32 protein-coding genes and 1 riboswitch are annotated in these 26184 nt (G+C 66.5%); of the genes, 18 read left to right on the forward strand and 14 right to left on the reverse strand.

The window, feature by feature from the left end; translation table 11 throughout:
- Nucleotides 1-128: 128 nt before the first annotated feature.
- The 4 genes from ACRDTL_RS10925 to ACRDTL_RS10940 form a co-directional block, all read right to left on the reverse strand.
- A complete protein-coding gene (locus ACRDTL_RS10925) occupies nt 129-1007 on the reverse strand; it encodes a metal-dependent hydrolase (RefSeq protein WP_431506726.1) in 879 nt (292 codons plus the stop codon).
- Nucleotides 1008-1068: 61 nt separating this feature from the next.
- Nucleotides 1069-1683: a class I SAM-dependent methyltransferase gene (locus ACRDTL_RS10930; RefSeq protein ID WP_431506727.1), complete on the reverse strand. Its 615-nt coding sequence runs from the start codon at nt 1681-1683 to the stop codon at nt 1069-1071.
- A 1-nt stretch (nt 1684) separates the two neighbouring features.
- Nucleotides 1685-2110, reverse strand: coding sequence for a pyridoxamine 5'-phosphate oxidase family protein (locus ACRDTL_RS10935; RefSeq protein ID WP_431506728.1), 426 nt, complete (start codon nt 2108-2110; stop codon nt 1685-1687).
- A gap of 43 nt (nt 2111-2153) precedes the next feature.
- Nucleotides 2154-3350 (reverse strand): FAD-dependent monooxygenase, encoded by a 1197-nt coding sequence (locus ACRDTL_RS10940; RefSeq protein ID WP_431506729.1) that lies wholly within the window; start codon nt 3348-3350, stop codon nt 2154-2156.
- 75 nt (nt 3351-3425) lie between these two features.
- Between ACRDTL_RS10940 and ACRDTL_RS10945 the strand changes: the two genes are divergently transcribed.
- The 4 genes from ACRDTL_RS10945 to ACRDTL_RS10960 all read left to right on the forward strand — a co-directional run bounded on the left by ACRDTL_RS10945 (nt 3426) and on the right by ACRDTL_RS10960 (nt 6641).
- Nucleotides 3426-3962: a TetR/AcrR family transcriptional regulator gene (locus ACRDTL_RS10945; RefSeq protein ID WP_431506730.1), complete on the forward strand. Its 537-nt coding sequence runs from the start codon at nt 3426-3428 to the stop codon at nt 3960-3962.
- A 21-nt stretch (nt 3963-3983) separates the two neighbouring features.
- Entirely contained in the window at nt 3984-4973 is a 990-nt protein-coding gene (locus ACRDTL_RS10950; protein ID WP_431506731.1) for an LLM class F420-dependent oxidoreductase, read from the forward strand.
- Between the two features lie 90 nt (nt 4974-5063).
- On the forward strand, nt 5064-5477 hold the full coding sequence (locus ACRDTL_RS10955) for a Zn-ribbon domain-containing OB-fold protein (protein WP_431506732.1): 414 nt from the start codon (nt 5064-5066) through the stop codon (nt 5475-5477).
- An 18-nt stretch (nt 5478-5495) separates the two neighbouring features.
- A complete protein-coding gene (locus ACRDTL_RS10960; protein ID WP_431506733.1) occupies nt 5496-6641 on the forward strand; it encodes a thiolase family protein in 1146 nt (381 codons plus the stop codon).
- On the opposite strand, the gene ACRDTL_RS10965 is transcribed toward ACRDTL_RS10960, so the two are convergent.
- The gene (locus tag ACRDTL_RS10965; protein WP_431506734.1) at nt 6638-8287 is read right to left on the reverse strand and encodes a DNA repair helicase XPB; all 1650 of its coding nucleotides are present in this window, start codon (nt 8285-8287) and stop codon (nt 6638-6640) included. The two genes, ACRDTL_RS10960 and ACRDTL_RS10965, sit on opposite strands and share 4 nt — an antisense overlap.
- 8 nt (nt 8288-8295) lie before the next feature.
- Complete coding sequence (locus ACRDTL_RS10970; protein ID WP_431506735.1) at nt 8296-10545, reverse strand: helicase-associated domain-containing protein; 2250 nt, start codon at nt 10543-10545, stop codon at nt 8296-8298.
- Nucleotides 10546-10655: 110 nt separating this feature from the next.
- Between ACRDTL_RS10970 and ACRDTL_RS10975 the strand changes: the two genes are divergently transcribed.
- From ACRDTL_RS10975 to ACRDTL_RS10990, 4 genes are all read left to right on the forward strand, one after another.
- Entirely contained in the window at nt 10656-10865 is a 210-nt protein-coding gene (locus tag ACRDTL_RS10975; protein ID WP_431506736.1) for a hypothetical protein, read from the forward strand.
- 75 nt (nt 10866-10940) lie between these two features.
- Nucleotides 10941-11366, forward strand: coding sequence for a cyclic pyranopterin monophosphate synthase MoaC (gene moaC / locus ACRDTL_RS10980; RefSeq protein ID WP_431506770.1), 426 nt, complete (start codon nt 10941-10943; stop codon nt 11364-11366).
- On the forward strand, nt 11366-11848 hold the full coding sequence (locus ACRDTL_RS10985) for a MogA/MoaB family molybdenum cofactor biosynthesis protein (protein ID WP_431506737.1): 483 nt from the start codon (nt 11366-11368) through the stop codon (nt 11846-11848). Before moaC ends, ACRDTL_RS10985 begins: the two co-directional genes overlap by 1 nt.
- Nucleotides 11845-12270 (forward strand): molybdenum cofactor biosynthesis protein MoaE, encoded by a 426-nt coding sequence (locus ACRDTL_RS10990; RefSeq protein ID WP_431506738.1) that lies wholly within the window; start codon nt 11845-11847, stop codon nt 12268-12270. Before ACRDTL_RS10985 ends, ACRDTL_RS10990 begins: the two co-directional genes overlap by 4 nt.
- Here ACRDTL_RS10990 and ACRDTL_RS10995 read toward each other — a convergent pair whose 3' ends face one another.
- The 4 genes from ACRDTL_RS10995 to ACRDTL_RS11010 all read right to left on the reverse strand — a co-directional run bounded on the left by ACRDTL_RS10995 (nt 12271) and on the right by ACRDTL_RS11010 (nt 15331).
- The gene (locus ACRDTL_RS10995; protein ID WP_431506739.1) at nt 12271-13110 is read right to left on the reverse strand and encodes a transglycosylase family protein; all 840 of its coding nucleotides are present in this window, start codon (nt 13108-13110) and stop codon (nt 12271-12273) included.
- 8 nt (nt 13111-13118) lie between these two features.
- Nucleotides 13119-13341, reverse strand: a riboswitch (cyclic di-AMP (ydaO/yuaA leader).
- Between the two features lie 216 nt (nt 13342-13557).
- The gene (locus ACRDTL_RS11000) at nt 13558-13845 is read right to left on the reverse strand and encodes a MoaD/ThiS family protein (RefSeq protein ID WP_431506740.1); all 288 of its coding nucleotides are present in this window, start codon (nt 13843-13845) and stop codon (nt 13558-13560) included.
- 2 nt (nt 13846-13847) lie between these two features.
- The gene (moaA, locus tag ACRDTL_RS11005; RefSeq protein ID WP_431506771.1) at nt 13848-14930 is read right to left on the reverse strand and encodes a GTP 3',8-cyclase MoaA; all 1083 of its coding nucleotides are present in this window, start codon (nt 14928-14930) and stop codon (nt 13848-13850) included.
- Complete coding sequence (locus ACRDTL_RS11010) at nt 14927-15331, reverse strand: YccF domain-containing protein (RefSeq protein WP_431506741.1); 405 nt, start codon at nt 15329-15331, stop codon at nt 14927-14929. Before ACRDTL_RS11010 ends, moaA begins: the two co-directional genes overlap by 4 nt.
- Nucleotides 15332-15554: 223 nt before the next feature.
- On the opposite strand from ACRDTL_RS11010, the gene ACRDTL_RS11015 reads away from it, so the two are divergent.
- The 6 genes from ACRDTL_RS11015 (at nt 15555) to ACRDTL_RS11040 (ending at nt 20557) form a co-directional block, all read left to right on the forward strand.
- On the forward strand, nt 15555-15962 hold the full coding sequence (locus ACRDTL_RS11015; RefSeq protein ID WP_431506742.1) for a cold-shock protein: 408 nt from the start codon (nt 15555-15557) through the stop codon (nt 15960-15962).
- A gap of 83 nt (nt 15963-16045) precedes the next feature.
- Nucleotides 16046-17983, forward strand: coding sequence for an acyl-CoA dehydrogenase family protein (locus ACRDTL_RS11020; protein ID WP_431506743.1), 1938 nt, complete (start codon nt 16046-16048; stop codon nt 17981-17983).
- 12 nt (nt 17984-17995) lie between these two features.
- On the forward strand, nt 17996-19000 hold the full coding sequence (locus ACRDTL_RS11025) for a glutathione S-transferase family protein (protein WP_431506744.1): 1005 nt from the start codon (nt 17996-17998) through the stop codon (nt 18998-19000).
- 186 nt (nt 19001-19186) lie between these two features.
- On the forward strand, nt 19187-19531 hold the full coding sequence (locus ACRDTL_RS11030; protein ID WP_431506772.1) for a helix-turn-helix transcriptional regulator: 345 nt from the start codon (nt 19187-19189) through the stop codon (nt 19529-19531).
- Nucleotides 19528-20052 carry a nucleotidyltransferase domain-containing protein gene (locus ACRDTL_RS11035; RefSeq protein WP_431506745.1) on the forward strand — a complete coding sequence of 175 codons (525 nt, stop codon included), beginning with the start codon at nt 19528-19530 and terminating at the stop codon, nt 20050-20052. The genes ACRDTL_RS11030 and ACRDTL_RS11035 overlap by 4 nt, the downstream gene beginning before the upstream one ends.
- 52 nt (nt 20053-20104) lie before the next feature.
- Nucleotides 20105-20557 (forward strand): pyridoxamine 5'-phosphate oxidase family protein, encoded by a 453-nt coding sequence (locus ACRDTL_RS11040; protein ID WP_431506746.1) that lies wholly within the window; start codon nt 20105-20107, stop codon nt 20555-20557.
- Nucleotides 20558-20749: 192 nt separating this feature from the next.
- Here the strand turns inward: ACRDTL_RS11040 and ACRDTL_RS11045 are convergent, their stop codons facing one another.
- Together ACRDTL_RS11045 and ACRDTL_RS11050 are read right to left on the reverse strand one after the other, a co-directional pair.
- Nucleotides 20750-21241 carry a DUF2771 domain-containing protein gene (locus ACRDTL_RS11045; RefSeq protein ID WP_431506747.1) on the reverse strand — a complete coding sequence of 164 codons (492 nt, stop codon included), beginning with the start codon at nt 21239-21241 and terminating at the stop codon, nt 20750-20752.
- Complete coding sequence (locus ACRDTL_RS11050; RefSeq protein ID WP_431506773.1) at nt 21238-22833, reverse strand: MFS transporter; 1596 nt, start codon at nt 22831-22833, stop codon at nt 21238-21240. The genes ACRDTL_RS11045 and ACRDTL_RS11050 overlap by 4 nt, the downstream gene beginning before the upstream one ends.
- A 129-nt stretch (nt 22834-22962) precedes the next feature.
- Here ACRDTL_RS11050 and ACRDTL_RS11055 point away from each other — a divergent pair, with 129 nt between their 5' ends.
- The gene (locus ACRDTL_RS11055; protein ID WP_431506748.1) at nt 22963-23769 is read left to right on the forward strand and encodes a DUF3027 domain-containing protein; all 807 of its coding nucleotides are present in this window, start codon (nt 22963-22965) and stop codon (nt 23767-23769) included.
- Here the strand turns inward: ACRDTL_RS11055 and ACRDTL_RS11060 are convergent.
- Both ACRDTL_RS11060 and ACRDTL_RS11065 read right to left on the reverse strand, forming a co-directional pair.
- Nucleotides 23766-24221, reverse strand: a complete 456-nt coding sequence (locus ACRDTL_RS11060; RefSeq protein WP_431506749.1) for an SRPBCC family protein — start codon at nt 24219-24221, stop codon at nt 23766-23768. The two genes, ACRDTL_RS11055 and ACRDTL_RS11060, sit on opposite strands and share 4 nt — an antisense overlap.
- A 43-nt stretch (nt 24222-24264) precedes the next feature.
- Nucleotides 24265-24546, reverse strand: coding sequence for a DUF2530 domain-containing protein (locus tag ACRDTL_RS11065; protein ID WP_431506750.1), 282 nt, complete (start codon nt 24544-24546; stop codon nt 24265-24267).
- Nucleotides 24547-24642: 96 nt separating this feature from the next.
- On the opposite strand from ACRDTL_RS11065, the gene ACRDTL_RS11070 reads away from it, so the two are divergent.
- The 3 genes from ACRDTL_RS11070 to ACRDTL_RS11080 are packed head-to-tail and all read left to right on the forward strand — an operon-like array spanning nt 24643 to nt 26176.
- Nucleotides 24643-25074 carry a MarR family transcriptional regulator gene (locus tag ACRDTL_RS11070; protein WP_431506751.1) on the forward strand — a complete coding sequence of 144 codons (432 nt, stop codon included), beginning with the start codon at nt 24643-24645 and terminating at the stop codon, nt 25072-25074.
- Nucleotides 25071-25898 carry a TrmH family RNA methyltransferase gene (locus ACRDTL_RS11075; protein ID WP_431506752.1) on the forward strand — a complete coding sequence of 276 codons (828 nt, stop codon included), beginning with the start codon at nt 25071-25073 and terminating at the stop codon, nt 25896-25898. The genes ACRDTL_RS11070 and ACRDTL_RS11075 overlap by 4 nt, the downstream gene beginning before the upstream one ends.
- Complete coding sequence (locus tag ACRDTL_RS11080; RefSeq protein ID WP_431506753.1) at nt 25895-26176, forward strand: DUF2537 domain-containing protein; 282 nt, start codon at nt 25895-25897, stop codon at nt 26174-26176. Before ACRDTL_RS11075 ends, ACRDTL_RS11080 begins: the two co-directional genes overlap by 4 nt.
- Nucleotides 26177-26184: the final 8 nt, after the last annotated feature.

A 26184-nucleotide genomic window follows, 5' to 3' on the forward strand; every position in this document is an offset into this window, starting at 1 on the left:
CATACCGACAGGGTGGTCGAAGCCACCGACATCTCCGCGAGGCTGTTGTTGGGGCGCAGAAGTGCGAGTGGACCGCGCAATAATTACAGGCCCGGCCGAAAAATCAGGGTCAGAGAAAGCAGAGAAAGCTATGCCAGGTGATCGGCCAGCGAGCCCTGCTCGCCGAAGAGCCGCGCGGCCCATTCGTCGACCAATGCGGTGTTGTCGTTGTCGTTGGGGTGAAACCCAGTTCGGGTGTAGGCACGCAGGCAGCGTATCGCCGCCCGCGTCAGGAACGGTGAGTGTCGCAGTGCGGCAATACTCTTGATCAATCGCACCGGATGGTAGGCGGCCCGGTCGGCGAGCAGCGACAACGTGGTGTGCAGCGCAAGCACACCGATGAACGCGAAGCTGGTTATCCACATCGCGATGATCCGCATCCGCTCGGTTCCGCCGACCGCGCGGTAGACGTCGAATGCAACGGCCTTGTGCTCGGACTCCTCCAGCGCATGCCACAGCAGCACCGATCTGACCTCGCTGTCCCCCAACACTTCCCGAGCACGCGGATCGCTGAGCAGTGTTTCCGCGAGCGTTGCCGTGTAGTGCTCCAGCGCGGCGGTCACGGCCAGCCGGTAGCGCGGGATGCGCCACCGTTCCAGCCGGGCCAGGCCCTTCTCGGTGCGCCGGTCGATCCGGTGGGTGGGATAACTCATCAGCTGCAACCGGTCGTTGAGTTCGCGGTGTTGGCGACCGTGGGTGACCTCCTGGCCGGCGAAGCCGGCGACGGCCTTTTTCAACTGCGGGTCGGTGATCTTGTCCGCGTAATGGCGCACCGACCGAACGAAGAAATCCTCCCCCTGGGGAAAGAACGCCGATAGCACCGATACGACGTGGCTCATCACCAGGTCGCCCTGGACGTAGTGGCGTTCGAGTGGTTTGGCGTCGTAGCGGAAATGAATCCTTCGGACCTTGATCGGCCGCGGCGAGTGACTAGTTCCGGCACCGGAGGTGGGCTTGAGTGTGGACACATCCCCAACGGTACCCACGGTACTGGGTACTTGTCACCTCCGGGTCAGGAGCGCTCGCGCACTACTGGCGCTGAAATACGTAGCTGCGCGCCTGGAACCGGGACCCGAATCTGCCGGTGAGTTTGCCCTGAGGCGTCACCGTTTCATCGGCCGCCGACAGGAGCGCCCATGCGGGCGCGAATCGGCGCTCGATCTCCGCTTGGCTGATTCCCACCGGCCCTACCCCGCCGCCGGGTTTGAAGGCGACGATCGACAGCCGTGCACCCGGGGCTGCGGCCGCGGTGATCTCCCGCAGGTAAAGGTCACGGTCGTGCGCACTCATGCCGTGCAGACAGCCGTTGTCCACGATCAACTCGAAGGGCCCGCTGATTCCGGCCTGGCTCAAATGCGTGACGTCGGCGTGGATGAAGTTGACGGTGGCATCGGCGGCACGGGCCTTGGCGCGTGCCTTGTCGAGTGCCTTCGGGACGAAGTCGACTCCGGTGACTTGCCATCCGTGCTGGGCGAGATAAATCGAGGAGCCGCCGGTGCCGCAGCCGACGTCGAGCGCCGATGCCGGCGGCAACGCATCGGCTCCCTCGATCAGTTCGCGCAGCGGCGTCACAATCGGATGACCGTCCCACGGGGTAAACCCGACACGGTAGAAAACCCGAAACATTGTGTGCCGAGAAGCCATGTCACAACTCTCCGAGGTCGGCCGAAAGCCAGTGCTGCGGCTTGAGGTATATCACGACACTTTCGCCGAGTTCGTGGCGGGCGTATTCGAGGTAGGCCTCCGCCCGTTCCGGCGGCAGGTAGCGATGGGCCAGCTCGACGTGTTGGTCGTCGGTGCCGTGCTCGATCCGGCTCACCGAGCCGTCGACCGCCACATAGCGCACCGACGGCTCGAGCCGCTCGACCATCAACGAGAAGTGGCCGGTCGCCTCGATGAGACGGTGCTTGCGTGAGCCCGCACCGGTCAGCACCCAGGGCTCGCCGCCCGGCGTGTACTGATACCAGATCGGCACGGTCAGTGGCCCGCGGCTTTCGCCCGCGTTTATCGACAGCGCCGCGATATGCGGCTGCGCCAGAAACTCTGCGCGTTCGTTATTCGACAGGGGCATGTGCGACAGGGTAGCCGCAATCAGCCTTGGTCGACGCCACTCCTCACATGGGAACGCCGTAGTCGGGCACGGGCATCGAGTCGTGCATGCGTACACCTTTGGTGTTCAGCTTCGCGAGCACGCGGGTGAGCGGGGTGGGCAGCACCGAGACCAGTTGCACACCCCGGGTCACCGCCCACACCGCGACCCGGGAACCGGGGACGACGGTCTTGGCGGCTCCGCGCGCGAAAGCGCGGCTGTGGCGCACCGGTTCGCGCATCTGCTTCTCGTAGGCCGCGAACGCCGCCACGTGGTCGCCGTCGGCGCGGGCCAGTTCCCCGGCCAGTACGTACGCGCCGACCACCGCCAGACTGGTGCTGCCACCCACCGCGGGGCCCGGGCAGTAGCCGGCGTCGCCGACGAGGGTGACCCGCCCTCGCGACCAGTTGTTCAACTGCAGTTGGGTGATCGAGTCGAAGTAGAACGTCGTCGTTTCGTCGAGCTGCTCGAGCCAACCGTCCACTCGCGGAGCCATCCCGGCGAACGCATTCCGCAGTAAGTCCTTCTGCCGCGCGTTATCTCGATGGTCATAGCCGAGTTCGGGACTGTGGAACATGAACAGCATCCGCGCGTCGGCCAGGTGTTGTGCGGTGTAGATCCCGGCGATGCGGCCGATTTCGACATGCCCGGCCATTTCGCCGTTGTGCGCGAGTGCTTTCGGCACCGAAGCCACCGCCAGGTAACCACCGAGGAACCGGGTGAGGCCCGCCTCGTCACCGAACACCAACCGCCGCACGTTGGAGTGCAACCCATCGGCACCGACCACGGCTTCGAACCTGCGTGGCGCGGCACGCTCGAATGTCACCTCACCGTCGGGTGAGATGGCGGTGATGGAGTCACCGAACAGGTACTCGACATCGCCGGCGTCGTAGTAGATCTCGCTGAGGTCGTCGCGCATGATTTCCACATGCCGGTCGGAGGCGGCGGCGAAGATCTTGGTGAGATCGACTGTGACCGGTCGCCGCGCGTTGTCGCGGTAGATGATCAACCGGGTTGTGCCGGTGGCGCACGCCTCGATGCGCGACAGCACACCCATCTTTGCCGAGATTTCCATCGCCGGCCGGAACAGGTCGACGGCGTGGCCGCCGGTCTTGCGCAGCGCCGGCGCCCGTTCGACGACGGTGACGTCGAACCCGTACCGGGCAAGCCAGTACGCCAGCACCGGGCCGGCGATGCTCGCACCTGAAATCAGAACCCGCATCCCCGCCTCCTTACTTAACGATCGGTAAGCGTATCACGGGTGCTTACCTATCGGTAAGTCAGATATGATCGCCGAGTGAGTAGGCCCCGCTCCGATACCAGGGAGCGCATTCAGGAGGTCGCCCGCGAACTGTTCATCCGGCAGGGTGTGCAACGCACCAGCCTGCAGGACATCGCAGACGAACTGGGGGTCACCAAGCCGGCGTTGTACTACCACTTCAATTCGCGAGAGGAGTTGGTCCGCAGCATCGTACAACCACTCATCGAGGAGGGCGAGCAGTTCGTCGTCGACCAGGAGAACCGCGACGATACCGATGTGCGCGATCTGCTGGAGGGCTACGTCGATTTCCACTATCGACATCGACGGGACCTGGTTGTGGTGGTCGCGGAGTTCGCCATTCTGGAGGATCTCGGCTTGGTCGAAAAGGTGCTGGCCTGGCGTACCCGGCTCGGCAAGCTGGTGTTCGGGCCGAAACCCACACTGGCCCAAGCTGTTCGCGCGGTGATCGCGTTCGGTGGCCTGCAGGACTGCTGCATGCAGTTCCCCGATACGCCCCTCGACGAACTACGTGCCGCAGCGGTCGAAGGCGCGCTGGCCACGCTGGGTATTTGAGACGGGTTAGAGTCGGCAGCTATGCGCTTCGGACTTTTCATCCCACAGGGCTGGCGCCTCGATCTCGTCGGGATCGAACCCGACAAACACTGGGCGGTGATGCGCGAGCTGGCCCGCTACGCCGACGACAGCGCGTGGGACTCGCTGTGGGTCTACGACCACTTCCACACCGTGCCGATGCCGACCGGTGAAGCCACCCACGAGGCCTGGTCGTTGATGTCGGCCTACGCGGCGACGACGTCGCGGATCAAACTCGGCCAGATGTGCACGGCGATCAGTTACCGCAACCCGGTGTATCTGGCCAAGGTTGCGGCCACCGCCGACGTCATCTCCGGCGGCCGCATCCAGATGGGCATTGGCGGCGGCTGGTACGAACACGAATGGCGCGCTTATGGTTACGGCTTCCCGTCGGCGAAAGTACGGCTCGGGCGCCTCGATGAGGGCGTGCAGATCATGCGTGACGCCTGGCGCGACGGCAAGGTCAGCTTCACCGGTGAGCACTACCAGGTCGACGGGGCGATCGTCGCACCGAAACCGTTGCAGAACAGCGGTATCCCATTCTGGATCGCCGGCGGTGGGGAGAAGGTGACGTTGCGGATCGCGGCGAAATACGCTCAGTACACCAACTTCACGCCCGAGCCCGCGGAGTTCGCCCACAAGTCCGAAGCGCTGGCCGGGCATTGTCGCGAGGTGGGTACCGATTTCAGCGCGATCGTGCGCTCGGCCAACCTCAACACCGTCGTCGCCAGCTCGGAAACGGAGGTCAAAGACCGGCTGCAGCGGATACGCGATCGGATGCTCGGCTATGTGCCCGAAGCGACGGCTGATGCGATGATCACCGGCACCAGCGGCCCCGAGTCGGCGACGGGCACGACCGAGCAAGTCACCGAGCGGCTTGCGCATCTGCGCGACCTGGGTTGCCAATACGTGATCTGCTACTTCCCCGAGGCGGCTTATGACCGATCGGGCATCGAGCTATTCGAGCGGGAGGTGATCCGGGCGCTGAGCTAGGAGAATGCGATTTCCGCTATTGCGGAATCCTCTTGTACGGTTCGCTTGAGCGGCATTATTCTCGTGTCGTACCAACTTAAGGATCCCTCGATGCAGAAGGCACTGGCGCCCGAGATCTCGACCTGGCCCGACGACAACCCGCAGCTGATCGGCAGTCGGTGTGGTGCCTGCGACGCCACCACCTTCCCGGTGCAGCAGCGGTGCCCGCGGTGCAGCGGCGGGGAGATGTCCGAGCTGCTGCTGCCCCGGCGCGGAACCCTGGTTTCCTGGACGACGCAGGGTTTCCCACCGGGGCCTCCTTATGCCGGCCCGACGGGCACGGAATTCACCCCGTTCGGCGTGGGCTTGGTTCAGCTCGGCGACGTGGTTCGCGTTGAGGGGCGGTTGACCGAAAACGACCCCGCGAAGCTGCAATTCGGTATGGACGTCGAGCTGACCATGGTGCCGTTCACTACCGATGACGAGGGCAACGAGGTCATCACGTTCGCCTTCGAGCCGGTCTAACGTACAAGGGAGTTCTAGATGAACGACGTGGCCATCATTGGCGTGGGCCTGCATCCGTTCGGTCGCTTCGAGGGCAAGTCGGCCATGGAGATGGGCGCGGAGGCGATTCAGGCTGCGCTGGACGATGCCTGCATCGACTGGAAGGACATCCAGTTCGGTGTCGGTGGCAGCCATGAGGTGTCCAACCCGGACGCGGTGACCAGACTGGTGGGGCTGACCGGCATTCCGTTCACCGATGTGTTCAATGCGTGCGCGACAGCTGCCAGCGCCACCCAGCTGTGCGCGGACACGATCCGATTGGGCCGCTACGACATCGGTATCGCCGTGGGTATGGACAAGCACCCGCGCGGCGCATTCACCGATGACCCGGCCAAGCTGGCATTGCCCGCCTGGTACGCCGAGAATGGCCAGTTCCTGACGACCAAGTTCTTCGGGATGAAGGCCAACCGCTACATTCACGATCACGGCATCTCGACCGAGACGCTGGCCAAGGTGGCCGTCAAGAACTTCCGCAATGGAGCGTTGAACCCCAACGCTTTCCGGCGTAAGCCGCTTTCGGAGGAGGAGATCCTGGGTTCGCCGGTGCTGAATTACCCGCTGACCCAATACATGTTCTGCACGCCCGACGAAGGTGCAGCGGCGGTGATCATGTGCCGAGCAGACCTCGCGCCTCGGTTCAGTTCGAAGCTGGTGTTCTTGCGGGCGGCCGAGATTCGCACTCGTCGTTACGGCGCCTACGAGGTGCACGCCACCTTCGCGCCGATCGAGGAGGACGTGTCGCCGACGGTGTACGCGTCCCGGGCCGCGTTCGAGACGGCCGGGGTGTCGCCTGAGGAGGTCGACGTCATTCAGTTACAGGACACCGACGCCGGCGCGGAAGTGATCCACATGGCCGAGGCCGGGTTCTGCGCCGACGGAGACCAGGAGAAACTGGTGGCCGAGGGCGCCACCGAGATCACCGGGCCGATGCCGGTCAACACCGACGGCGGGTTGATCGCCAACGGTGAGCCGATCGGCGCGTCAGGGTTGCGACAGGTGCACGAGCTGGTGCGCCAGTTGCGCGGGGAGGCCGGCGAACGCCAGGTACGCGGCAGGCCGCGGGTTGGGTTCGCACAGGTCTACGGCGCGCCCGGCACCGCCGCCGCGACGATACTGACGACCTAAATCGCCGGTCCCAATAGGTCGTCCGCGTCGCGGATGACGTAGCCATAGCCCTGCTCGGCGAGAAAGCGTTGCCGATGCGCAGCGTATTCGGCGTCCTGGGTGTCGCGGGAGACCACCGAGTAGAAAACCGCACCGCCGCCGCCGGCTTTGGGCCGCAGCAGCCGGCCCAGCCGTTGCGCCTCCTCCTGACGCGAGCCAAAGGTTCCCGAAACCTGCACCGCCACAGCGGCTTCCGGTAGGTCGATGGAGAAATTGGCTACCTTCGACACCACCAGCGTGGACACCTCACCGCGCCGAAATGCGTCGAACAGTGCCTCACGTTCGGCGGTCTTGGTCGAGCCCTGGATCACCGGAGCGTCCAGCAAGGCGCCGAGTTCGTCGAGCTGGTCGAGATAGGCGCCGATCACCAAGGTCTGCTCGCCCGGGTGGCGGCTCAGGATCGAGCGGACCACCGCGATTTTCGAGTGCGCCGTCGAGCACATCCGGTAGCGTTCGTCGGGTTCGGCGGTGGCGTAGCGCATCCGCTCGCTGTCGGTCAACGTGACCCGTACCTCGACGCATTCCGCCGGTGCGATCCAGCCCTGGGCCTCAATGTCTTTCCACGGCGCGTCATAGCGTTTGGGGCCGATCAGGCTGAACACATCACCCTCGCGGCCGTCCTCGCGGATCAGCGTCGCCGTCAAGCCCAGCCGTCGGCGCGACTGCAGATCGGCGGTCATCCGGAACACCGGCGCCGGCAGCAGGTGCACCTCGTCGTAGATGATCAGTCCCCAGTCGCGGCTGTCGAACAGCTCCAGGTGGCGGTATTCGCCCTTGGTGCGACGAGTGATTATCTGGTAGGTGGAGATGGTTACCGGCCGGATCTCCTTGCGTTCTCCTGAGTATTCGCCGATTTCGTCCTCGGTCAGCGACGTGCGGGCAACCAGTTCGCGCTTCCACTGCCGGGCGGCGACGATGTTGGTGACCAGAATCAGCGTCGTCGCACCGGCTTTCGCCATCGCGGCTGCACCGACCAGCGTCTTGCCCGCCCCGCACGGCAGCACGACCACGCCCGAGCCGCCCGCCCAGAATGACTCGGCCGCCATCTCCTGATAGTCGCGCAGATGCCAACTGTCCTGCCTGAGGCTGATCGGATGCGCCTCGCCGTCAACGTAACCGGCCAGATCCTCGGCCGGCCAGCCGATCTTGAGCAGCATTTGCTTGACGCGGCCGCGCTCACTGGGGTGCACCATCACGGTGTCGTCGTCGATGCGGGCGCCCAGCATCGGGGTGATCTTCTTGTGCCGAAGCACCTCTTCGAGCACCGCGCGGTCCAGGCTGACCAGCATCAGGCCGTGCGCCGGGTTCTTGACCAACTGCAGCCGCCCGTAGCGGGCCATCGTGTCGACGATGTCGACCAGTAGCGGCTGGGGGACCGCGTAGCGGGAATAGCTGACCAGCGCGTCGACCACCTGCTCGGCGTCGTGACCGGCCGCGCGGGCGTTCCACAGTGCCAGCGGGGTGATGCGGTAGGTGTGCACATGCTCGGGTGCGCGTTCCAGCTCGGCGAACGGCGCGATCGCCGAGCGCGCAGCACCGGCCAGCTCATGGTCAACCTCGAGCAGCACCGTCCTGTCGGACTGCACAATCAACGGCCCGTCGGTCATAGCGTCGATTATCCGGACTCGGCCGACATGACTGACGTGATGCGATGGACAGCGAAGTCGCGTGCCCGCCCGGAGGTCGAATCGAAGGCGACCAGCTGGCCGCCGACCACCGCGACCGGCGTCACTACCCGCTGGGTGGCCACTCCCGCCGCGTCGACGTAGCCGATCACCACCGTGGTGGCATCCCGCGCGGCGCGCTGCAACAGTGCCATCGCAACCGCCGGGTCGATCCGGGCGTTGGCAAACGGCGCAGTGCCCACCTTGCGCAGCACTGCGACGACTGCGCTGAGCGTGTCGCTGCTGGGGCGCGGTATCGGGCGCTGCGGCCGGCGTTGCTGAGGTGCGGGCACTCGGGCTCCCCGGGAGCGGATGTCGACGATGGTCCCGGTGGAGTCCTCGGCGGCCGGCGCGAAACCCGCGTCGCGCAACGCCGCGAGCACCTCGCCGATCGGCGCGTGGCTGACCGCCACCGTCGGTGCCAGCGCCCGCAGCCCGAGCGGTTCGGCCGCGGCCACCGCCTGCGCGAGCAGCGTCGGGTCTTCGCAGCGTACGAAGGAGGCCGCCACGCCGATCCGTAGCTGTCCATGTCGACGGGCCACGTCATCGATGAGATAGGTGAGTGATTGCGGCACTGGTGTTTTGGAGTGCGTCTCGAACAGGGCATGCAATCCGTCAGCGGTCTTGCCGATGTCCAGAGCGTGCCGGATCGAAGCTTCGCTGACCCGGTACACCATCGCCGCGCCGGCCGACTCGACGATGGCGACCGCGGCCAGTTCGTCGGCCAGGTGGCGATCCAGCGGGCCGGGCGCCACCACGGTCAGGTCGGCCTGCACCAGGAAGTGGTCGATCGGTGCGGGAAGCACGCGCGTCATCGTGTCGACAACAGCGGCGGTGTCACCTTGCCCAACCAGCGCGCGGCCCGGGGTGCTGATCGCTCCGCGGCCCACCAGGCCAAGGAAGTGCGCCTCGTCCAGCAGATCGGCGACCCGCCCCGGCTGTAGCCGTTTGGCCCACCGGGGCCGCCGCCACACCAGGGCCGCCGACGCGGTGGTCTCGTCGACGCCGGTGCCGGGCGGCAGCTCGGCCAGCATGTCCAACACCAACCGGCGATCCAGCGGCGCCGCCGTCGAGTACACCGAATCCGACAGGGCGCCATACGGTTTGGCGTCCGGGCCGCGGGTGCCGATCAGTGCCGGGCGGCGAGGCAGGTCGAGCCACGTGCAGGCCAGCAGGTGCCAACGGTCGGCGGTGGACGCGTCGGCGAACCGGTCTGCGGCGACCGTCGGCGCCCAGTACGGCCCCTGCCCGTCGTCCGGCTGTGGATGGGGTATGCCGCTGGCGACCAGGCCGGCCGCGGCGGCCAGCTCCAGGATCAGGCCCAGCCGGGCGTCGTCGATGCCGGTCACCTTGGCCAGCCGCTTGACTTCGCGTACCCCGAGCCCGCCGCCGCGCAGCTGCAGAACCGGTGTGGTGCTCAGGGTTTCGAGCGTCACGTCGAGTTCACGCAGCAGGTCGATGGCGGCTCCGGCGGCTGCGGCGTCGACGTCGTCGGGCGTGGTCGTGGTGACGACCGGATCGGGTGGCCTCAGCTGCACCGGGCCGGGGTCCTCGCCGCGCAGCAGCTGCCCGACGTGGCGAGGCAGGATCACCGTCTCGGCGTCGATCCGGCGCAACAGGCCCTTCGCCAAAAGCCGCGGCACCGGGCGATCCGGCGGGGCGCCCGGCGCGGCGTCACGGGTGCGGCCCATCGGCGAGCCCTCCAGCAATTTCTCCAACACGATGAGTTCGTCGTCGTCGAGGTCATCGAGGAGCGCGGTGATCTGGTCGCTGGTGCCGCCTTCGTCCTCCAGGATGGCCTGGCCGGGATACCACGGCAGTGCGGCGGCGGCGTCGGCGGCCACCCGGACGTCGGTGTCGCCCCAGGCCAGGGCACGCTGCATGAGGTCATTTACCGCGTCGAGGACATCGGCTTCCGGTGCTCGGCCGTCGATCAGCGCGAGCAGTTTGGCGACCGGAACCGGCGCGGTATCGGCATGCAACACCAGCAGCGCGTCGATCACCGCCAGCCGCAGGAAGTCCAGTTCGTCGGCGGCAGCCCGGACCGACTGACGGGCCTGAGCGCGCATTGCCAGGGCCGCGATACTGCCGGGTGCCGGCTGCGCGAGGTCGGGCCGCAGCTCCAGTAGCCGGATCAGCCGCTCGTCGGGCAGCTCGGCCAGCCAGGACCCCAGCGGGATGTCCGGGGTGTGTTGGGTCATTGCCGACCAGCGTAAAGCAGTGCCCGAGTGGCCAGCTATGTCACGGTATGTTGCCGATCGCGTGGTGTAACCGGCCACTCGACCGGGTCACAGGCGTGAGACCTGTAAGAATGGACCCCGTGGCTGACAACGCAGACAAAAAGACGCCGAGGGGCCGGTACGTCGACAACGGCTGGCCGACGACGGACCCCGACGATCACGCGGTGAGCGAACTGGCGACCGATCGGGCCGGCGCGCTGTCCCCGTTCGGTGATCTGGTATTCCCGGTGCCCTCCGACGATTTGCCCTACCTGCACCCGGTCACCGTCGTCAATCAGTAGGCGGTGACGGCATTGTCGGCAGCCGCGCCCGGCTCGGATCCGCTCTCGCACATCGACGAGCGGGGAGCGGCGCATATGGTCGACGTCACCGAAAAAGGGGCCACCAGGCGCACCGCTGTCGCCGCGGGAACTTTCCGCACCTGTCCGGAGGTGGTGTCGCTGATCTCGAAGGGCGGGCTACCCAAGGGCGATGCGCTGGCCACCGCCCGGGTGGCGGGCATTCTGGCCGCCAAGCGCACCAGCGATCTGATTCCGCTGTGTCACCAACTGGCGCTCACCGGTGTGGACGTCGATTTCACCGTCGGGGAGTCGGATATCGACATCACCGCGACCGTGCACAGCACCGACCGCACCGGGGTGGAGATGGAGGCGTTGACCGCCGTCAGCGTGGCGGCCCTGACGCTCTACGACATGATCAAGGCAGTGGACCCGACTGCCCGCATCGACGACATTCGGGTGCTGCGCAAAGACGGCGGGCGCAGCGGAACCTGGACGCGGTAATGGCCGCCCGATCCGCACGTGTCATCGTCGCCTCCACCCGCGCGTCGGCCGGTGTCTACCAGGACCGCTGCGGCCCGATCATCATCGAATGGCTCGGCCAACGGGGCTTCCCGCTCCTAGACGCGGTAGTGGTCGCCGACGGCGACCCGGTCGGCCGGGCACTGCGTGACGCCATCGGCGAAGGGGTCGACTTGATCATCACCTCCGGTGGCACCGGCATTTCACCCAGCGACGACACCCCGGCCCAAACGGCGGCGGTGCTCGACTACGACGTGCCCGGGCTCGCCGATGCCATCCGCCGCTCGGGACTGCCGAAGGTGCCGACCTCGGTGCTGTCACGCGGGGTGTGCGGGGTGGCCGGTCGCACCCTGATCGTGAATCTGCCGGGGTCGACGGGCGGGGTGCGCGACGGGCTCGGCGTGCTCGCCGACGTCCTCGACCACGCGCTGGACCAACTCGCCGGCAAAGACCACCCCCGATGACACAGGTATTGCGCGCGGCGCTGACCGATCAGCCGATCCTGCTGGCCGAACACGAAGACCTGGTGAGCCATCAGGCCGCCGGCGGGATCGTGGGATTCGTCGGGGCGGTCCGCGACCACGACGGCGGCCGTCAGGTGCTGCGGCTGGAATACTCCGCGCACCCGTCGGCCGAGCAGGTCCTGGCCGACGTGGTGGCCGAAATCGCCGAGCAGTGCCGCGGTGTGCGGGCTATTGCGGCCAGCCACCGCATCGGTGTCCTGAAGATCGGCGATGCGGCGTTGGTGGCCGCGGTGGCAGCCGACCATCGGCAGGCGGCGTTCGAGACCTGCGCGCAGCTGGTGGACGCCATCAAGGCACGGCTACCGGTGTGGAAGCACCAGTTCTTCGCCGACGGAACCGACGAGTGGATCGGCTCGGCCTAATTACGGCGTGGGCGCCGCAGCGGGGGGCTGCTGGGCGAGTGCGGCCAGTGCATCGTTGCCGTTGATGTCCTGCGCCCAGATGGCCTGCCACAGATCCGTGAGGTAGCCGGGGTCCATGTTCTGCGGTGCTCCGGCGGGCAGCCCGTTGGCGTCGCTCGGCACGGGGGCCGGTGGTGCGAACGTCCAGTTCGCCACGGCCTGGACCGGGTGAACTTCCGGTGCGTCGCCGGCGGTCGCGTCGTCGTCGGCGACCGGTTCGACCGGCGGGGCGAGTTCCTCGGGGGCGGCGGGCTCCTCAGCGGGCGGGGCGGGTTCCTCGGCGGCGGCCATCTCGACCGGGGGAGCAGCCTCCTCCGGCGGCGGAGCGTCGTCGGCGGGCGGTGGGGCGTCGAGTACCGCCGGCTCGCCGTCGGCCTCCAGGGCATCCTCGGGCGCGTTCACCGGCGCCTGGTCAGCGGCGAGCACATTACGCGGCGTCGCGCCAGAAAGGCCATGACCGCATGCCGGCCACGCGCCGCGACCCTGCCCCGCCAGTATCCGCTCGGCAACGGCGATCTGTTGTTCTCTGCTGGCCAGGTTGGCCGACGCGGCGAACTCACCGCCACCGTGCGCGGCCCAGGTGCCTCGATTGAACTGCAGTCCACCCTGGTACCCGTTGCCGGTGTTGATCGACCAGTTGCCGCCGGACTCGCAGCGGGCTACCTGGTCCCATTCGCCGTCGGTGGCTGCCGTGGCATGGCCCGCGAGGGCGATGCTGCCGCCGCCGAGCACCGCCCCGGTAAAGGCGAGCTTGGCCACGCTGACGTTGGATGTGGTGGGCTTACGATGCCGTCCACTCATATGCCGGTATGTCCTCTCTGCAGGCGCCCACGAGGTCAGCTGTCGGGTTCGGGCTGGATACAACCAGAGAGGTTGCCCGGCCACTGCCGTAGTCCACGGGGAAACGGCGGTGGCTTCACCCCAAGGAGCCGCGGACGGCTCCGGTCCGATTTCGGCGGACCGATTGGGTCCCCCGCCTCCATCCAGTTGGTGTACGTTGCCCGGCTTGCTGGATGGAGCTCGGCGCTACAAGTGGGCAAGGCCCGCCGCTCAGGAAGACGCGGTAAACCCGCGGGAGACGGTAGCGGGTTGTCGACGCCGGGTCACGTTCATCCGAATTCGGCGATTCGGCGTGTCGCGCGGGCCTAAAACGCCAGGAGAGTGCGCTGTCTGCGCAGCTCAAAAGGGCACGCAATCGAGTCGTAGCCGGGCCGTTATCGATTCGTTATGTGAGGCAAATCACGTTGGTCAGCCGCCTGCGAAGGGCGGTAAGACGTCGATCGTGTCACCCGCACGAAGGGGCCTGGCGGTTGCCGCGTCGTCCCGCACGGCGATGCCATCGCGCAGATAGCAGCATCGGTTCAGCACCGCCGCCAGCCGCACATCCCGCCCGGCGAGGCCGTCGACCAGCTCGGCCACTGTGGCGCCGGGCGGCACCGTGACGATTTCCGTTTCGGCGCCGGCCGCCGCCCGCGCTGCCGCGAAATAACGGACCGTGACGGGTATCCCGGTGCGCTCGTCGGACGTCTCGGCCACGGTCAACCCCCGATCGCGCTCATCGGACGGTCCGGCTGGATGAAGTCCGGGTCATTGATGCCATGCCCGGCTTTCTTGGCCCACATCGCGGCGCGCCAGGCCGACTCGATCGCGTCGTCGTCGGCGCCGCCGCGCAGCAGCCTACGAAGGTCGGTCTCCCGCCGGGCGAACAGACAGTTGCGAATCTGCCCGTCGGCTGTCAACCGGACCCGGTCACACGTCGAACAGAACGGGTGTGACACCGAGGCGATCACCCCGACCTTCCCGGCTGGACTGCCCGGGCCCTGGTCAACCAGCCATAGTTCGGCCGGTGCCGACCCACGTGGCGCCGGATCGGGTCGCAGCCGGAAATGCGGTCGCAGCGCGGCCAGGACGTCGTCGGCGGTCAGCACGTCGCCTCGACGCCACTGGTGCCCCGCGTCGAGCGGCATCTGCTCGATGACCCGCAGCTGGTAGCCGTGCTCCAGACAGAACCGCAGCAGCTCCACCACGTCCGCTCGACCCGTCACCGGATCCAGCACGGCATTGACCTTGACCGGTTCGAAGCCGGCTTCCTTCGCGGCGGCCAGCCCGGCCAGCACGTCCGAAAGCCTGTCGCGGCGGGTGATGGCCTCGAAGTGGGCGCGATCTACCGTGTCCAACGACACGTTGACCCGGTCCAGACCCGCCTTGGCCAGGGCGCCCGCCCGCCGGTCCAGTCCCAGACCATTGGTGGTCAGCGAGATCTCCGGGCGGGGCTGCAGCACCGCGGCCGCCGCCACCACGTCCTCCAGGTGGCGGGCCAACAACGGCTCGCCACCGGTGAACCGCACGCTGGTGATACCGAGCCGGGTCACCGCCACACGCAACAATCGGGCCAGCTCGTCGGGCTGCAGCAGTTGTTCGTTGGGTAGCCAGTCCAGGCCTTCGGCCGGCATGCAGTAGGTGCAGCGCAGATTGCAACGGTCGGTCAGCGACACCCGCAGATCGGTGGCAACCCGTCCGAACGTGTCGATCAGCGGTCCGGACGTGGGCATCTCGCCCCGTCCGAACTCGGCATCGGCGTGACGCCGCACCGTCGGCACACCCAGCGCGACCAGCGTCATGCGTGCACCCATTCGGATCTGCTCGGCGAGTCGACCGGAACGATCTGCTTGCCCAGCGGCATCAGCGACACCGGGATCAGTTTGAGATCAGCCAGTGCCAGTGGGATACCGATAATCGTGACCGCCATCATCGCCGCGCTCACCAGGTGCCCTATCGCGAGCCAGAACCCGCACAACAACACCCAGATAATGTTGCCGATCATAGTGCCGGTGCCGGCACCCGGCTTGCTGACGATCGTGCGCCCGAATGGCCACAGCGTGAACGACGCGATGCGCAGCGCGGCGAACCCGAATGGGATGGTGATGATGAGCAGGAAGCAGACAAGCGCCGCCAAGAGATAGCCGACGGCCAGCCAAAGGCCGCCGAAGATCAGCCAGATGACGTTCAGGACCAGGCGCATATCTCCTCCAGCGGTAGCATCAGCCTACCGAGTGGCGATCGCCGGCGCGACGCAGCAGGGCGCTGGGGGCACCTCCCGCTTGCGGGGGACGGGTCGCCACCGTGACGACCGAGTAAACGAGGGTAATCGCGCCCAGCGTCCGAGTAGGATCAGCAGTCACCGCGTCCTGCGCAGGCGGGACGCTTCGTTGTGTGGTGATCCGTCAGACAAGCAGGTGAGACCAGTGCCGACCGGCAAGGTGAAGTGGTATGACCCCGAGAAGGGGTTCGGCTTCCTGTCGCAAGAGGACGGCGAGGACGTTTACGTCCGTTCCTCGGCGTTGCCCGCGGGTGTCGACGGCCTCAAGGCCGGCCAGCGCGTCGAGTTCGGCGTGGCGACTGGCCGGCGCGGACCGCAGGCATTGAGTCTCAAGCTGATTGAGCCGCCGCCGAGCCTTGTCCGTCCTCGCCGCGAGGGGCCCGCGGAACACAGGCACAGCCCCGACGAACTGCACGGTATGGTCGAGGACATGATCACGCTGCTGGAGAGCGCGGTGCAGCCTGAGCTGCGTAAGGGCCGCTACCCGGACCGCAAGACCGCCCGCCGGGTCTCCGAGGTGGTCAAGGCCGTCGCCCGGGAACTCGACGCCTGAATGAGCGTGTACCGCACCGCCTCAAAGGGAACACTGGCAGCTGAAGCGTCGATGAATAGGCAGAAAGAACCAGGAGGTGTCCGGTGACGGAGCAGGTGCAGGTTACCGAGGAGCAGGCGAGAGCCGTAGCGGAGGAGTCGCGCGAAAGCGGTTGGGACAAACCGTCCTTCGCTAAGGAGCTTTTCCTGGGGCGCTTTCCGTTGGAGCTCATCCATCCGTTTCCCCGGCCGACCGACGAGGAAGCCGCTCGCACCGAGGCATTTCTCGCCAAACTGCGCGAATTTCTCGGCACCATCGATGGCAGTGTGATCGAGCGCGATGCCCAGATTCCCGACGAATACGTGAAAGGCCTTGCCGAGCTGGGCTGCTTCGGCATGAAAATACCGTCCGAGTACGGCGGTTTGAACATGTCGCAGGTCGCCTACAACGGTGCTTTGGTGATGGTTTCGACGGTGCATCCCAGCCTTGGGGCGTTGCTGTCAGCGCACCAGTCGATCGGGGTACCGGAACCACTCAAGCTTGCCGGGAGTGAAGAGCAGAAGCGGAAGTTCCTGCCCCGCTGTGCTGCCGGGGGGATATCGGCGTTTCTGCTGACCGAACCGGACGTCGGTTCCGACCCGGCGCGGCTGGCCTCGACCGCGACACCCGTCGATGACGGACAGGCTTACGAACTAGACGGCGTGAAGTTGTGGACGACGAACGGTGTGGTCGCCGACCTGCTCGTGGTGATGGCCCGAGTGCCGAAGAGCGAGGGGCACCGCGGGGGGATCAGCGCTTTTGTCGTCGAGGCCGATTCACCCGGCATCACCGTCGAGCGGCGCAATAAGTTCATGGGTCTGCGCGGTATCGAAAACGGCGTGACGAGGATGCATCGCGTCCGGGTTCCGCGTGAAAACCTGATCGGCCGCGAAGGCGACGGGCTGAGGATCGCGCTGACCACACTGAACGCCGGACGGCTGTCCATACCCGCGATGGCGGCAGGGTCGGCCAAATGGTCGTTGAAGATCGCGCGAGAGTGGTCGTGCAAACGGGTGCAGTGGGGTAAGCCGCTCGGCGAGCATGCCGCAGTCGCCAACAAGATCTCCTTCATCGCCGCAACCAGTTACGCGCTGGAAGCGGTGCTGGACCTGTCCGGTCAGATGGCCGACGAGGGTCGCAACGACATCCGAATCGAGGCGGCGTTAGCCAAGTTGTGGTCCAGCGTGATGGCCTGCGTGATCGCCGACGAGTTGGTGCAGGTTCGCGGCGGCCGCGGCTACGAGACCGCCGAGTCGTTGGCCGCACGGGGTGAGCGGGCGGTGCCGGTGGAGCAGTTGGTGCGCGATCTGCGGATCAACCGCATCTTCGAGGGGTCTGACGAGATCATGCGGCTGCTGATTGCCCGTGAGGCGGTCGATGCACACCTGACCGCGGCCGGGGACCTCGCGAATCCCAAAGCCGATATGCGGCAAAAGGCCAAGGCGGCTGCTGGCGCAAGCGGGTTCTATGCAAAGTGGTTGCCGCAACTGGTCTTCGGGGAAGGACAACGGCCGACGGCTTACCGCGAGTTTGGAAAGCTTGCCACACATCTGCGTTTTGTCGAGCGCTCTTCTCGCAAGCTGGCCCGCAATACGTTCTACGGGATGGCGCGCTGGCAGGCTGCGTTGGAGCAAAAGCAGGGATTCCTCGGACGGGTAGTGGATATCGGGGCGGAGTTGTTCGCGATGTCGGCGACATGTGTCCGGGCCGAGGCCCAACGGGTTGCGGATGCAGCCGAGGGCCAACAGGCCTACGAGGTGGCTGATGCGTTCTGCCAGCAGGCAACCCTGCGGGTCGACGCGTTGTTCCACGCGCTGTGGACCAACACAGACAGCACCGATGTTCGGCTGGCACGCGAGGTGCTGGGCGGTCGCTACACCTGGCTGGAACAGGGGATTCTCGACCAGTCGGAGGGCACCGGACCGTGGATCGCGCACTGGGAACCAGGGGCGTCCACCGAGGAGAATCTGGCCCGGCGGTTCTTGGCGGTGCCGGAACGCTAGACGCGCTAAGGCATGGCTTCCTACGTCGCCGCGGCCGGGGAGTTCACCCGCGATACCAACTACATCGCGACCCGCATCACCGCCGACGGGCGTGACGGATACCCGGTCGAGCCGGGCCGCTACCGGCTGATCGTCGCCCGCGCGTGCCCATGGGCCAACCGCGCGATCATCGTCCGCCGATTACTCGGGTTGGAAAACGTTATCTCCATTGGGTTTTGCGGGCCCACCCACGACAAGCGCAGTTGGACTTTCGATCTCGATCCCGGCGGAGTCGATCCGGTGCTGAAGATCCCGCGGCTGCAGGACGCCTACTTCAAACGCTTCCCCGACTATCCGAAGGGCATCACCGTACCGGCGATCGTCGACATACCTACCGGCGCAGTGGTCACCAACGATTTCGCGCAGATCACGTTGGACCTGTCCACCGAGTGGACGGCCTACCACCGCGACGGCGCCCCGCAGCTGTATCCCGAGCCGCTGCGTGCCGAGATCGACGAGGTGAATCAACGGGTCTACACCGAAATCAACAACGGGGTGTACCGGTGCGGCTTTGCCGGCTCACAACACGCCTACGAGGCGGCCTACGATCGGTTGTTCACCGCGTTGGACTGGGTGAGTGATCGGCTCGCAGGGCAGCGATACCTGGTGGGCGACAACATCACTGAAGCCGATGTGCGACTGTTTACCACGCTGGCCCGCTTCGATCCGGTCTATCAGGGGCATTTTAAATGCAACCGATCCAAGCTGTCCGAGATGCCGGTGCTGTGGGCCTACGCGCGTGATCTGTTCCAGACACCGGGTTTCGGTGACACCATCGACTTCGTCCAGATCAAACAGCACTACTACATCGTTCATGCCGACATCAATCCGACCCGCATCGTGCCGAAAGGCCCGGAACTATCCAATTGGCTGACATCGCATGGTCGGGACGCGTTGGGCGGCAGGACATTCGGTGACGGCACGGCGCCCGGACCGCCGATTGAGGGCGAACGCGTGCCGGCTGGTCATGGTGCATAGTGTCACCAGTACCGGTAAAGCTGCATATTCGATTTCCGCGTCTTCGGGCCGACGTGGCGGGCCTAGCCAGGCGCTAGGGGGCGCGGTGAACTCCTCTAGCCTCAACGTCGCTGACCGGCTCCGCCAACTGATGAAAGTCGGGCAACCTTCCGATGCCTAATCGGCTATCATGGTGTCGTGGCAACTATGGGGTCGACGACAACTGCCCATGTGGAGCGATTGGCGGGAAACGTCCTGCGGGTAGCCCGGGCACGCGCCGGCCTGACGCAGCGAGAGCTTGCTGAGGTCGCACACGTCCCGCAATCGACCATCGCCAGGATCGAGGCGGGGTCGCGGCAGCCGTCGCTGCCGGTACTAGCCCGGATCCTGGCCGCAATTGATCTGGAGTTGCGAATCACCGTGGCTGACTACGATGCCCACGACGACATTCTCGACGCCGACGTCGCGCGGCTGAGCGCATCGCAGCGTCGGGAGCGACGCCGAACTCAGGGCGAATTTGTAGCCCGACTCCGAGATACCCATCCCTCGTGACGGCAGCCGATCAGTTCGATCCGGTCCGCATCGTCGAAGTGCTCGACCGTCACCACGTCGAATATGTTGTCGTTGGTGGGTACGCCGCTCAGCTGTACGGCTCCCGGCGGCCGACTTACGACATCGACATCACCCCCTCGACAACACAGCAGAACCTCGAGCGGCTATCTGCCGCACTGCGTGAACTACACGCCGGAATCCGCGTAGATGAACAGCTTGAAGGCCTGCGATTCGAATCCACGGCAGAGTCCCTTCGCGGGATGCAGCTGCTCAACCTACGCACTGACGCCGGTGACCTTGACCTCACCTTCGTTCCGGCAGGTTTTCCGGACGGCTACGACGGCCTTCTTCCGGGTGCCTACGTGCGCTCGATCGGTGGAATCACCGTCAGGGTGGCCGGACTCGATGACGTGATCAAATCCAAGACCGCCGCCGCGCGAGCAAAAGACCTCGACGCCCTACCAGAGCTGATCAACATCGCTGAACATAATCGCAACCGCAGCAGCCACCACCGCGACTAGGGTCTCGAACTCCAGGCCGACCTACAGCGTAGGGGTGGTGTGTACTGGACGTGTGTTATTGACAACCGATATTCAGCGTCTGGTGCGCCAGGAAGGATTGGGCTTTGTCGCGACTGTGCGACCGGACGGTTCACCGGCGTTGTCGCCAAAAGGCACCTTGAGCGTGGTCGATGAGGAGCATCTGGCGTTTGTGCACTTGGCCTCACCGCATACCGTGGCCAACCTGCTTCACGACCCGCGGCTGGAAGTCAACGTGGTTGACCCGATCCTCCGTAAGGGCTATCGCTTCGTCGGCACCGGGCAGGTATTCACAGGCGGCCCCGACTACGAGCGGCTGATGGACTGGTTTACCGGCCAGCGTGGCACCGACTACCGGGCTCGTGCCCACGGCATCGTGCTGATTACTGTCACCGCCGTTGAACCGCTGATCTCGCCAGCCTACGACGATGGCAGTAGTGAAGAACAGATCGCGGCCCCGTGGCGTGACCGCTACCGGACTCGCTGAAGCGGTCGGATTGTGGCCAATGCATGGCCCCTAGAAGTTAAATTTCGAGCGAGAAATGGGTCGCCGATATTTGCAGGTGGTGCCGCATGAAGAGTCGATGCGCCCGCCCGCGAATCGCCCGCAGCAGCGAGCGAAATATGCTGCGGCACAAGATGGGTGACCAAAGCGGGTCAAGCCCAGCGATAAGACCCGTTAGTTCCACACCATGCGCACAGACCACTCCGCGTGCGGGACATCGTGCAGTTCGCCGCCAGGGTCGATGACCAAGGTCATCAACTGCACCACGATTCCGGTCAGCCGTCCGCGCTGCGGGTCGGCGGTGGCGATGGTGACCGCCAGCCGGGTGTTCGGCCGGTACACGGTGACCGTGGTGTCGGCCGGATCCGCATACACGTGCAGCAGCCGCCACGGCGCCCGTCCGATCGCTGCCGGCACCGAAAGCTGCACGGGATCTTGTGCGCTGACCGGCAACTCGCCCTGCGCCTGCGGTGTCTGACAATCGGTGAGGTCGAGCACATTGCAGTACAGGTACGGCCCCACCCGGGTCAAATGCCCGTGCGAATACGCGCTGATCTCGGGTCGTAACGGCCCGTGCTCGCGCGCCAGCAGCCAGGCGCCGAACCCGGCGGCCACCGATGCCAGCACCACCAGGACCGTGACCAGCACTGCGACGAGCCGTCTCACTCCCGCAGCACCGCTGCGGCATTGTCGCCGCGACGGCCACCTTCCTGCTCGACCATCACGGGTCGGTTCCCGCCGAAGCCGGGAATCAACGAATCACCGCGGAAACTGACGACGGTCTGCGCTAGGCCGAGGATCAGCAGCACGCTGACCGCACTGAACCCGATCCACAGCTCGGTGTACAACAACACACCCAGCGCGCCGCCGAGCACCCAGGCCAGTTGAAGCGTCGACTCCGAGCGCCCGAACGCCGACGCGCGAGACTCCTCGGGCAGGTCGTCTTGCAGCGAGGCGTCCAGTGAGGCCTTCGCGATCGCGCTGGACCCCGCCGTGACCAACGTGGCGACCGCGGCCACCGGTAGGTTGCCGGCCACCGCGGCGGCCAGCGCGGCGGCGGTGACTGCCACGGTGCAGCGCACCACCAGCACCGCGGGCCTACCCAATTGCAGCCGTGCGCTCGTGAAGTTGCCGGCGAAGTTGCCGATCCCGGCTGCCGCGCCGATCAGCCCCAACATGCCCAGCTGCACCCATCCGCTGGCATCGTGCGCCTTGGCGACAAACGCCGGATACAAGAACAAAAACCCGACCATCACCTTGATCGTGCAGTTGCCCCATAACGAGGTGATGATGTTGCGGCCCAACGGTTGCCGAAGCGCCCCGCCAGCCCGACGAACTTCCTCCGGCCATCTGCGGCGCGCCTGACGGTAGCGATAGCTCAACGTGGTGGGGACTTCGCCCGCGGTCACCTCGACCCAGCGCGGGATGTGCATCGACAGCGCGGCGCCGGCCACCGTGACCGCGACGATGACGAACAGCGCGCCGGGCAACTCGAACAGCCGGGTGAACAGGAACTCGACGCTCGCCGCGATACCGCCACCCACCAGGGTGCCGCCTAACAGCCCGAACATGGTCAGCCGGGAGTTGACCCGCACCAGATCGATCGTCGGCGGCATCACCCTCGGGGTCACCGCGCTGCGTAATACGGAAAAAGACTTCGACAGCACCATCATCGCCAGCGCACACGGATAGAGCACCCAGGACGGGAAGCTGCCGGTGGCACCGTCGTAGTTGGCGATCAGCACGACGGCCAGCGCGGTGCGCAGCGCGAACGAAGTTGCCAGTGCGACGCGCCGGCCATGCTGCAGCCGGTCCAACGCCGGGCCGATCAGCGGCGCGATCACCGCGAACGGTGCGATTGTGATCAGCAGGTACAGCGCGACCCTGTCCTTGCTCTCCCCGGTCGCGGCGGCGAAGAACAGGGTGTTGGCCAGCGCAACGGCCATCGCCGAGTCGACGGCGAAATTCGCCACCACCGGCCAGGTCAGCGCCGTCAGCCCGGACTTGTCGGCGCCATCGGCGGTCGCGGCCCGTTGAACCAAGTCGTACATGCGCGAACCCATTTCGCGGCTGCGCTGGGCGGCCGCGCGGGTGACGGTGACCCGGTCACCGCTGACGTCGCGCGCCGGCTCACGCTGACCGCCGGCCTCCGGATGGCGCTGCAGCGGCGGCAGGTAGCGGTTGGCGCTGGGCATCGGGGGATCCCTTAGGCGACGCCCAGCTCGATAGCCTGAGTCCCCGGCCGGGTAGTTGACCATGCCGGGATGTTGGGTCGGGTGATCGCGCCGCCGTGCGGACACGAATCAATTCTTACCCATGCCGGCCGATCGAGGGTGCAGGCAACCGGTGTGGCTGGTCACGCGACTCTACGGCAGTATTGAAGGGGTATGGAGACAGCGGACAGCGCGACCGGGCTCACCGGGGAATCGTCGCCGCCTTCCACGGCCGAGTGGCCGGAGGGGTTGGCGACGCTGTTGACGGGCGCGGTCGAGCAGACCCGCGCAGCCGTCGCCGAGTTCAGCGGCGCGGACACGGTCGGTGACTACCTCGGTGTCGGCTACGAAGACCCGACCGCTGCGACCCATCGGTTCCTCGCCAATCTGCCTGGCTATCAGGGGTGGCAGTGGGCTGTGGTGGTGGCCGCGTACCCCGGCGCCGACCATGCCACGGTCAGCGAGGTGGTGCTGGTTCCCGGGCCGACGGCGTTGCTCGCGAAGGAGTGGGTGTCGTGGGATCAGCGGATCCGGCCCGGCGACCTGCGGCCGGGAGATCTGCTTGCGCCGCTGCCCGACGATCCGCGTTTGGTGCCCGGTTACCTGGCCGGCGGTGACCCGCAGGTCGACGAGGCCGCCGCCGAGATCGGACTCGGTCGGCGCACGGTGATGAGCGTCTGGGGTCGTTCTGGTGCGGCTCAGCGCTGGCACGACGGCGACTACGGTCCCGGGTCGCCGATGGCGCGGTCCACCAAACGGGTGTGCCGCGACTGCGGCTTCTATCTACCGCTGGCCGGTTCGCTGGGCGCGATGTTCGGGGTGTGCGGCAACGAGCTGTCCGCCGACGGGCGCGTGGTCGATTCCGAGTACGGCTGCGGTGCACATTCCGATACGCCCGCGCCGGCCGGCAGCGGCTCGCCGACGGATGACCCCTACGACGACGGGGTACTCGATGTCACCGAGAAACCGGCAGAGTCTTAAGAGGTTTCAGCGGCGACTTTGATGTTGGCCAGCGACGTGTTCATCCCGTCGACCAGTTCGGCCTCGAAGCTTTCCGCCCCGCCCATCAGTGCATTGACCGTCAGGCTCGAGATCGGCTTGACCCCGTTCTCGGCGTGCCGACTCTCGACCAGTCGGGTGCCCTCGGGGATCGGCTGCAGCTCGTAGCTCCAGATGGCTCCGTTGGCGTTGACCTTGAACGCCAGCTTCTGCTCCGGGATGACCTCGGTGACAGTGCACGTCGTCGGCCAGAACAGGTTGCCACGGCGGTTGAGGTTCAGGGTTCGGGTGCCCTGGCGCAGCGGGCCGAGAGGCTTCATCCAGCGGCACTGCGGGCTCCATTGCGGCATCCGGCCAAAGTCTGAAACCAACTCCCAAACCTTGGCTACCGGTGCCTTGATATCGATCTGTGCTTGCAAGAGCGGCGCTGCCATGGCCCATTCCTCCTACCTGGTGGTCTGCAATCGTTGTCGAAATTCATTCCCGGACGGGATTGCCTTGCGATCCGAGTCCGGTTTGCGCACCCCGCGCGCCGCGGCGAGCGGCAGCAAGCTGCCACAGGAAGACGCCGGTGCCGAGCAGCCCCACCCCGAGCCCGGCCAGCGTGACCGGTCGCCAACCATCCAAGTGCGGTACCGCGAACGCGGCCACCGTCGCAATCAACCAGGCCAGCGCGCCGACGGCGATGACCGGCCACACTTCCAGCAGCGACGCGGGCAACGGGGGCGGCTCAGGGTTTTGACCCGACTCGACGGACATCGCGTTCAACGTACCCGGCTTCTCCGCGGGCCGGGCACCGGCCCGGGTCGGCGATTCACCGTTGACGATTTGGCGTTCTGTCGTAACGTTCGCGCTGTGACGGACCCCGATACCCGACTGGCCTGCGACCTTTCGTTGGCCGTCATGCGGCTGGCCCGGCAACTGCGGTTCCGCCGCCCCCAGTCCCCGGTGTCACTGTCGCAGCTGTCCGCGCTGTCGACGTTGGCCAAAGAGGGCGCGATGACACCCGGCGCGCTGGCCATCCGGGAGCGGGTCCGCCCACCCTCGATGACGCGGGTGATCGCCTCGCTGGCCGATCTGGGCTTTGTCGACCGCGTTGCACACCCCGAAGACGGCAGGCAGGTGCTGGTCTCGGTGTCCGCTGCCGGCGCCGAACTGCTGGAAGCCGAGCACCGGGCCAGCCAGGAATGGCTCCGTCAACGGCTTGCCGGTCTTGCCTCCGCCGAACGGGGCACGCTGCGCGACGCGGCCGACCTGATGTTGGTTCTGGTCGACGAAAGCCCGTGACACGTGGAGAACTGGTCGTCTGCGATATCACCGATCCCGGCGACCCACGAGTCGACGACTTCCGCGACCTGAACAGCATCGATCGTCGCCCCGATCTGCCGACCGGCAAGGCGCTCGTCATCGCCGAGGGCGTGCTGGTGGTGCAGCGCATGCTGGCATCGCGATTCCGGCCGCTGGCGTTTCTTGGCACCGACCGCCGACTCGCCGAGCTCGAAGCCGATCTTGCCGGCAGCGACGCACCGTATTACCGGGTGTCCGCCGAGGTGATGGCGCGGGTGGTGGGGTTTCACCTCAACCGCGGAGTGTTGGCTGCGGCCCGCCGGGCACCGCAGCCAACCGTCGCGCAGGTGCTCGACGGCGCCCGCACGATTGCGGTGCTCGAGGGTGTCAACGACCACGAGAACCTGGGCGCGATCTTTCGAAACGCGGCCGGACTCAGCGTCGATGCGGTGGTGTTCGGCGGTGGCTGCGCCGATCCGCTGTACCGTCGCACCGTGCGGGTGTCGATGGGGCATGCCTTACTGGTGCCCTTTGCGAGCGCCACCAACTGGCCAGCCGACCTGGAAACGCTGCGGCAGCGAGGCTTTCGCCTGTTAGCGATGACGCCGGACTGCGATGCCGTGGCGTTGGCGACAGCGATGGCGTCGGTGCGGGATGAGCGGGTCGCGGTGCTGGTCGGCGCCGAGGGGCCCGGGCTGAGCCACGCCGCGATGAGGACGAGTGATCTGCGGGTGTGTATTCCGATGTCGCGTGGCACCGACTCGCTCAACGTCGCCACCGCGGCGGCGCTGGCCTTCTACGAGCGCGTTAGGCTCGCCGAGTGAGTGACGAATCCACCCCGTGGGCAACGGGTTTGACAGTTGCCGGGTTTGTCGCCGCAGTGACCGCCGCCGCGATCGTGGTGCTCAGCCTGGGGCTCACCCGCGTACATCCGCTATTGGCCGTCGGGCTGAACATCGTGGCAGCCGGCGGATTGGCACCGACCTTGTGGGGGTGGCGGCACACCCCGGTGTTGCGCTGGTTTGTGTTGGGCGCGGGTGTAGGTGTGGTGGTGGCGTGGTTGGTGCTGCTCGTGTTGGCGTTGCTGGGGCGGCAGCTCTAGGGCCAACG

The organism is Mycobacterium sp. (genome assembly GCF_050700595.1).
Taxonomy (GTDB): Bacteria; Actinomycetota; Actinomycetes; order Mycobacteriales; family Mycobacteriaceae; genus Mycobacterium.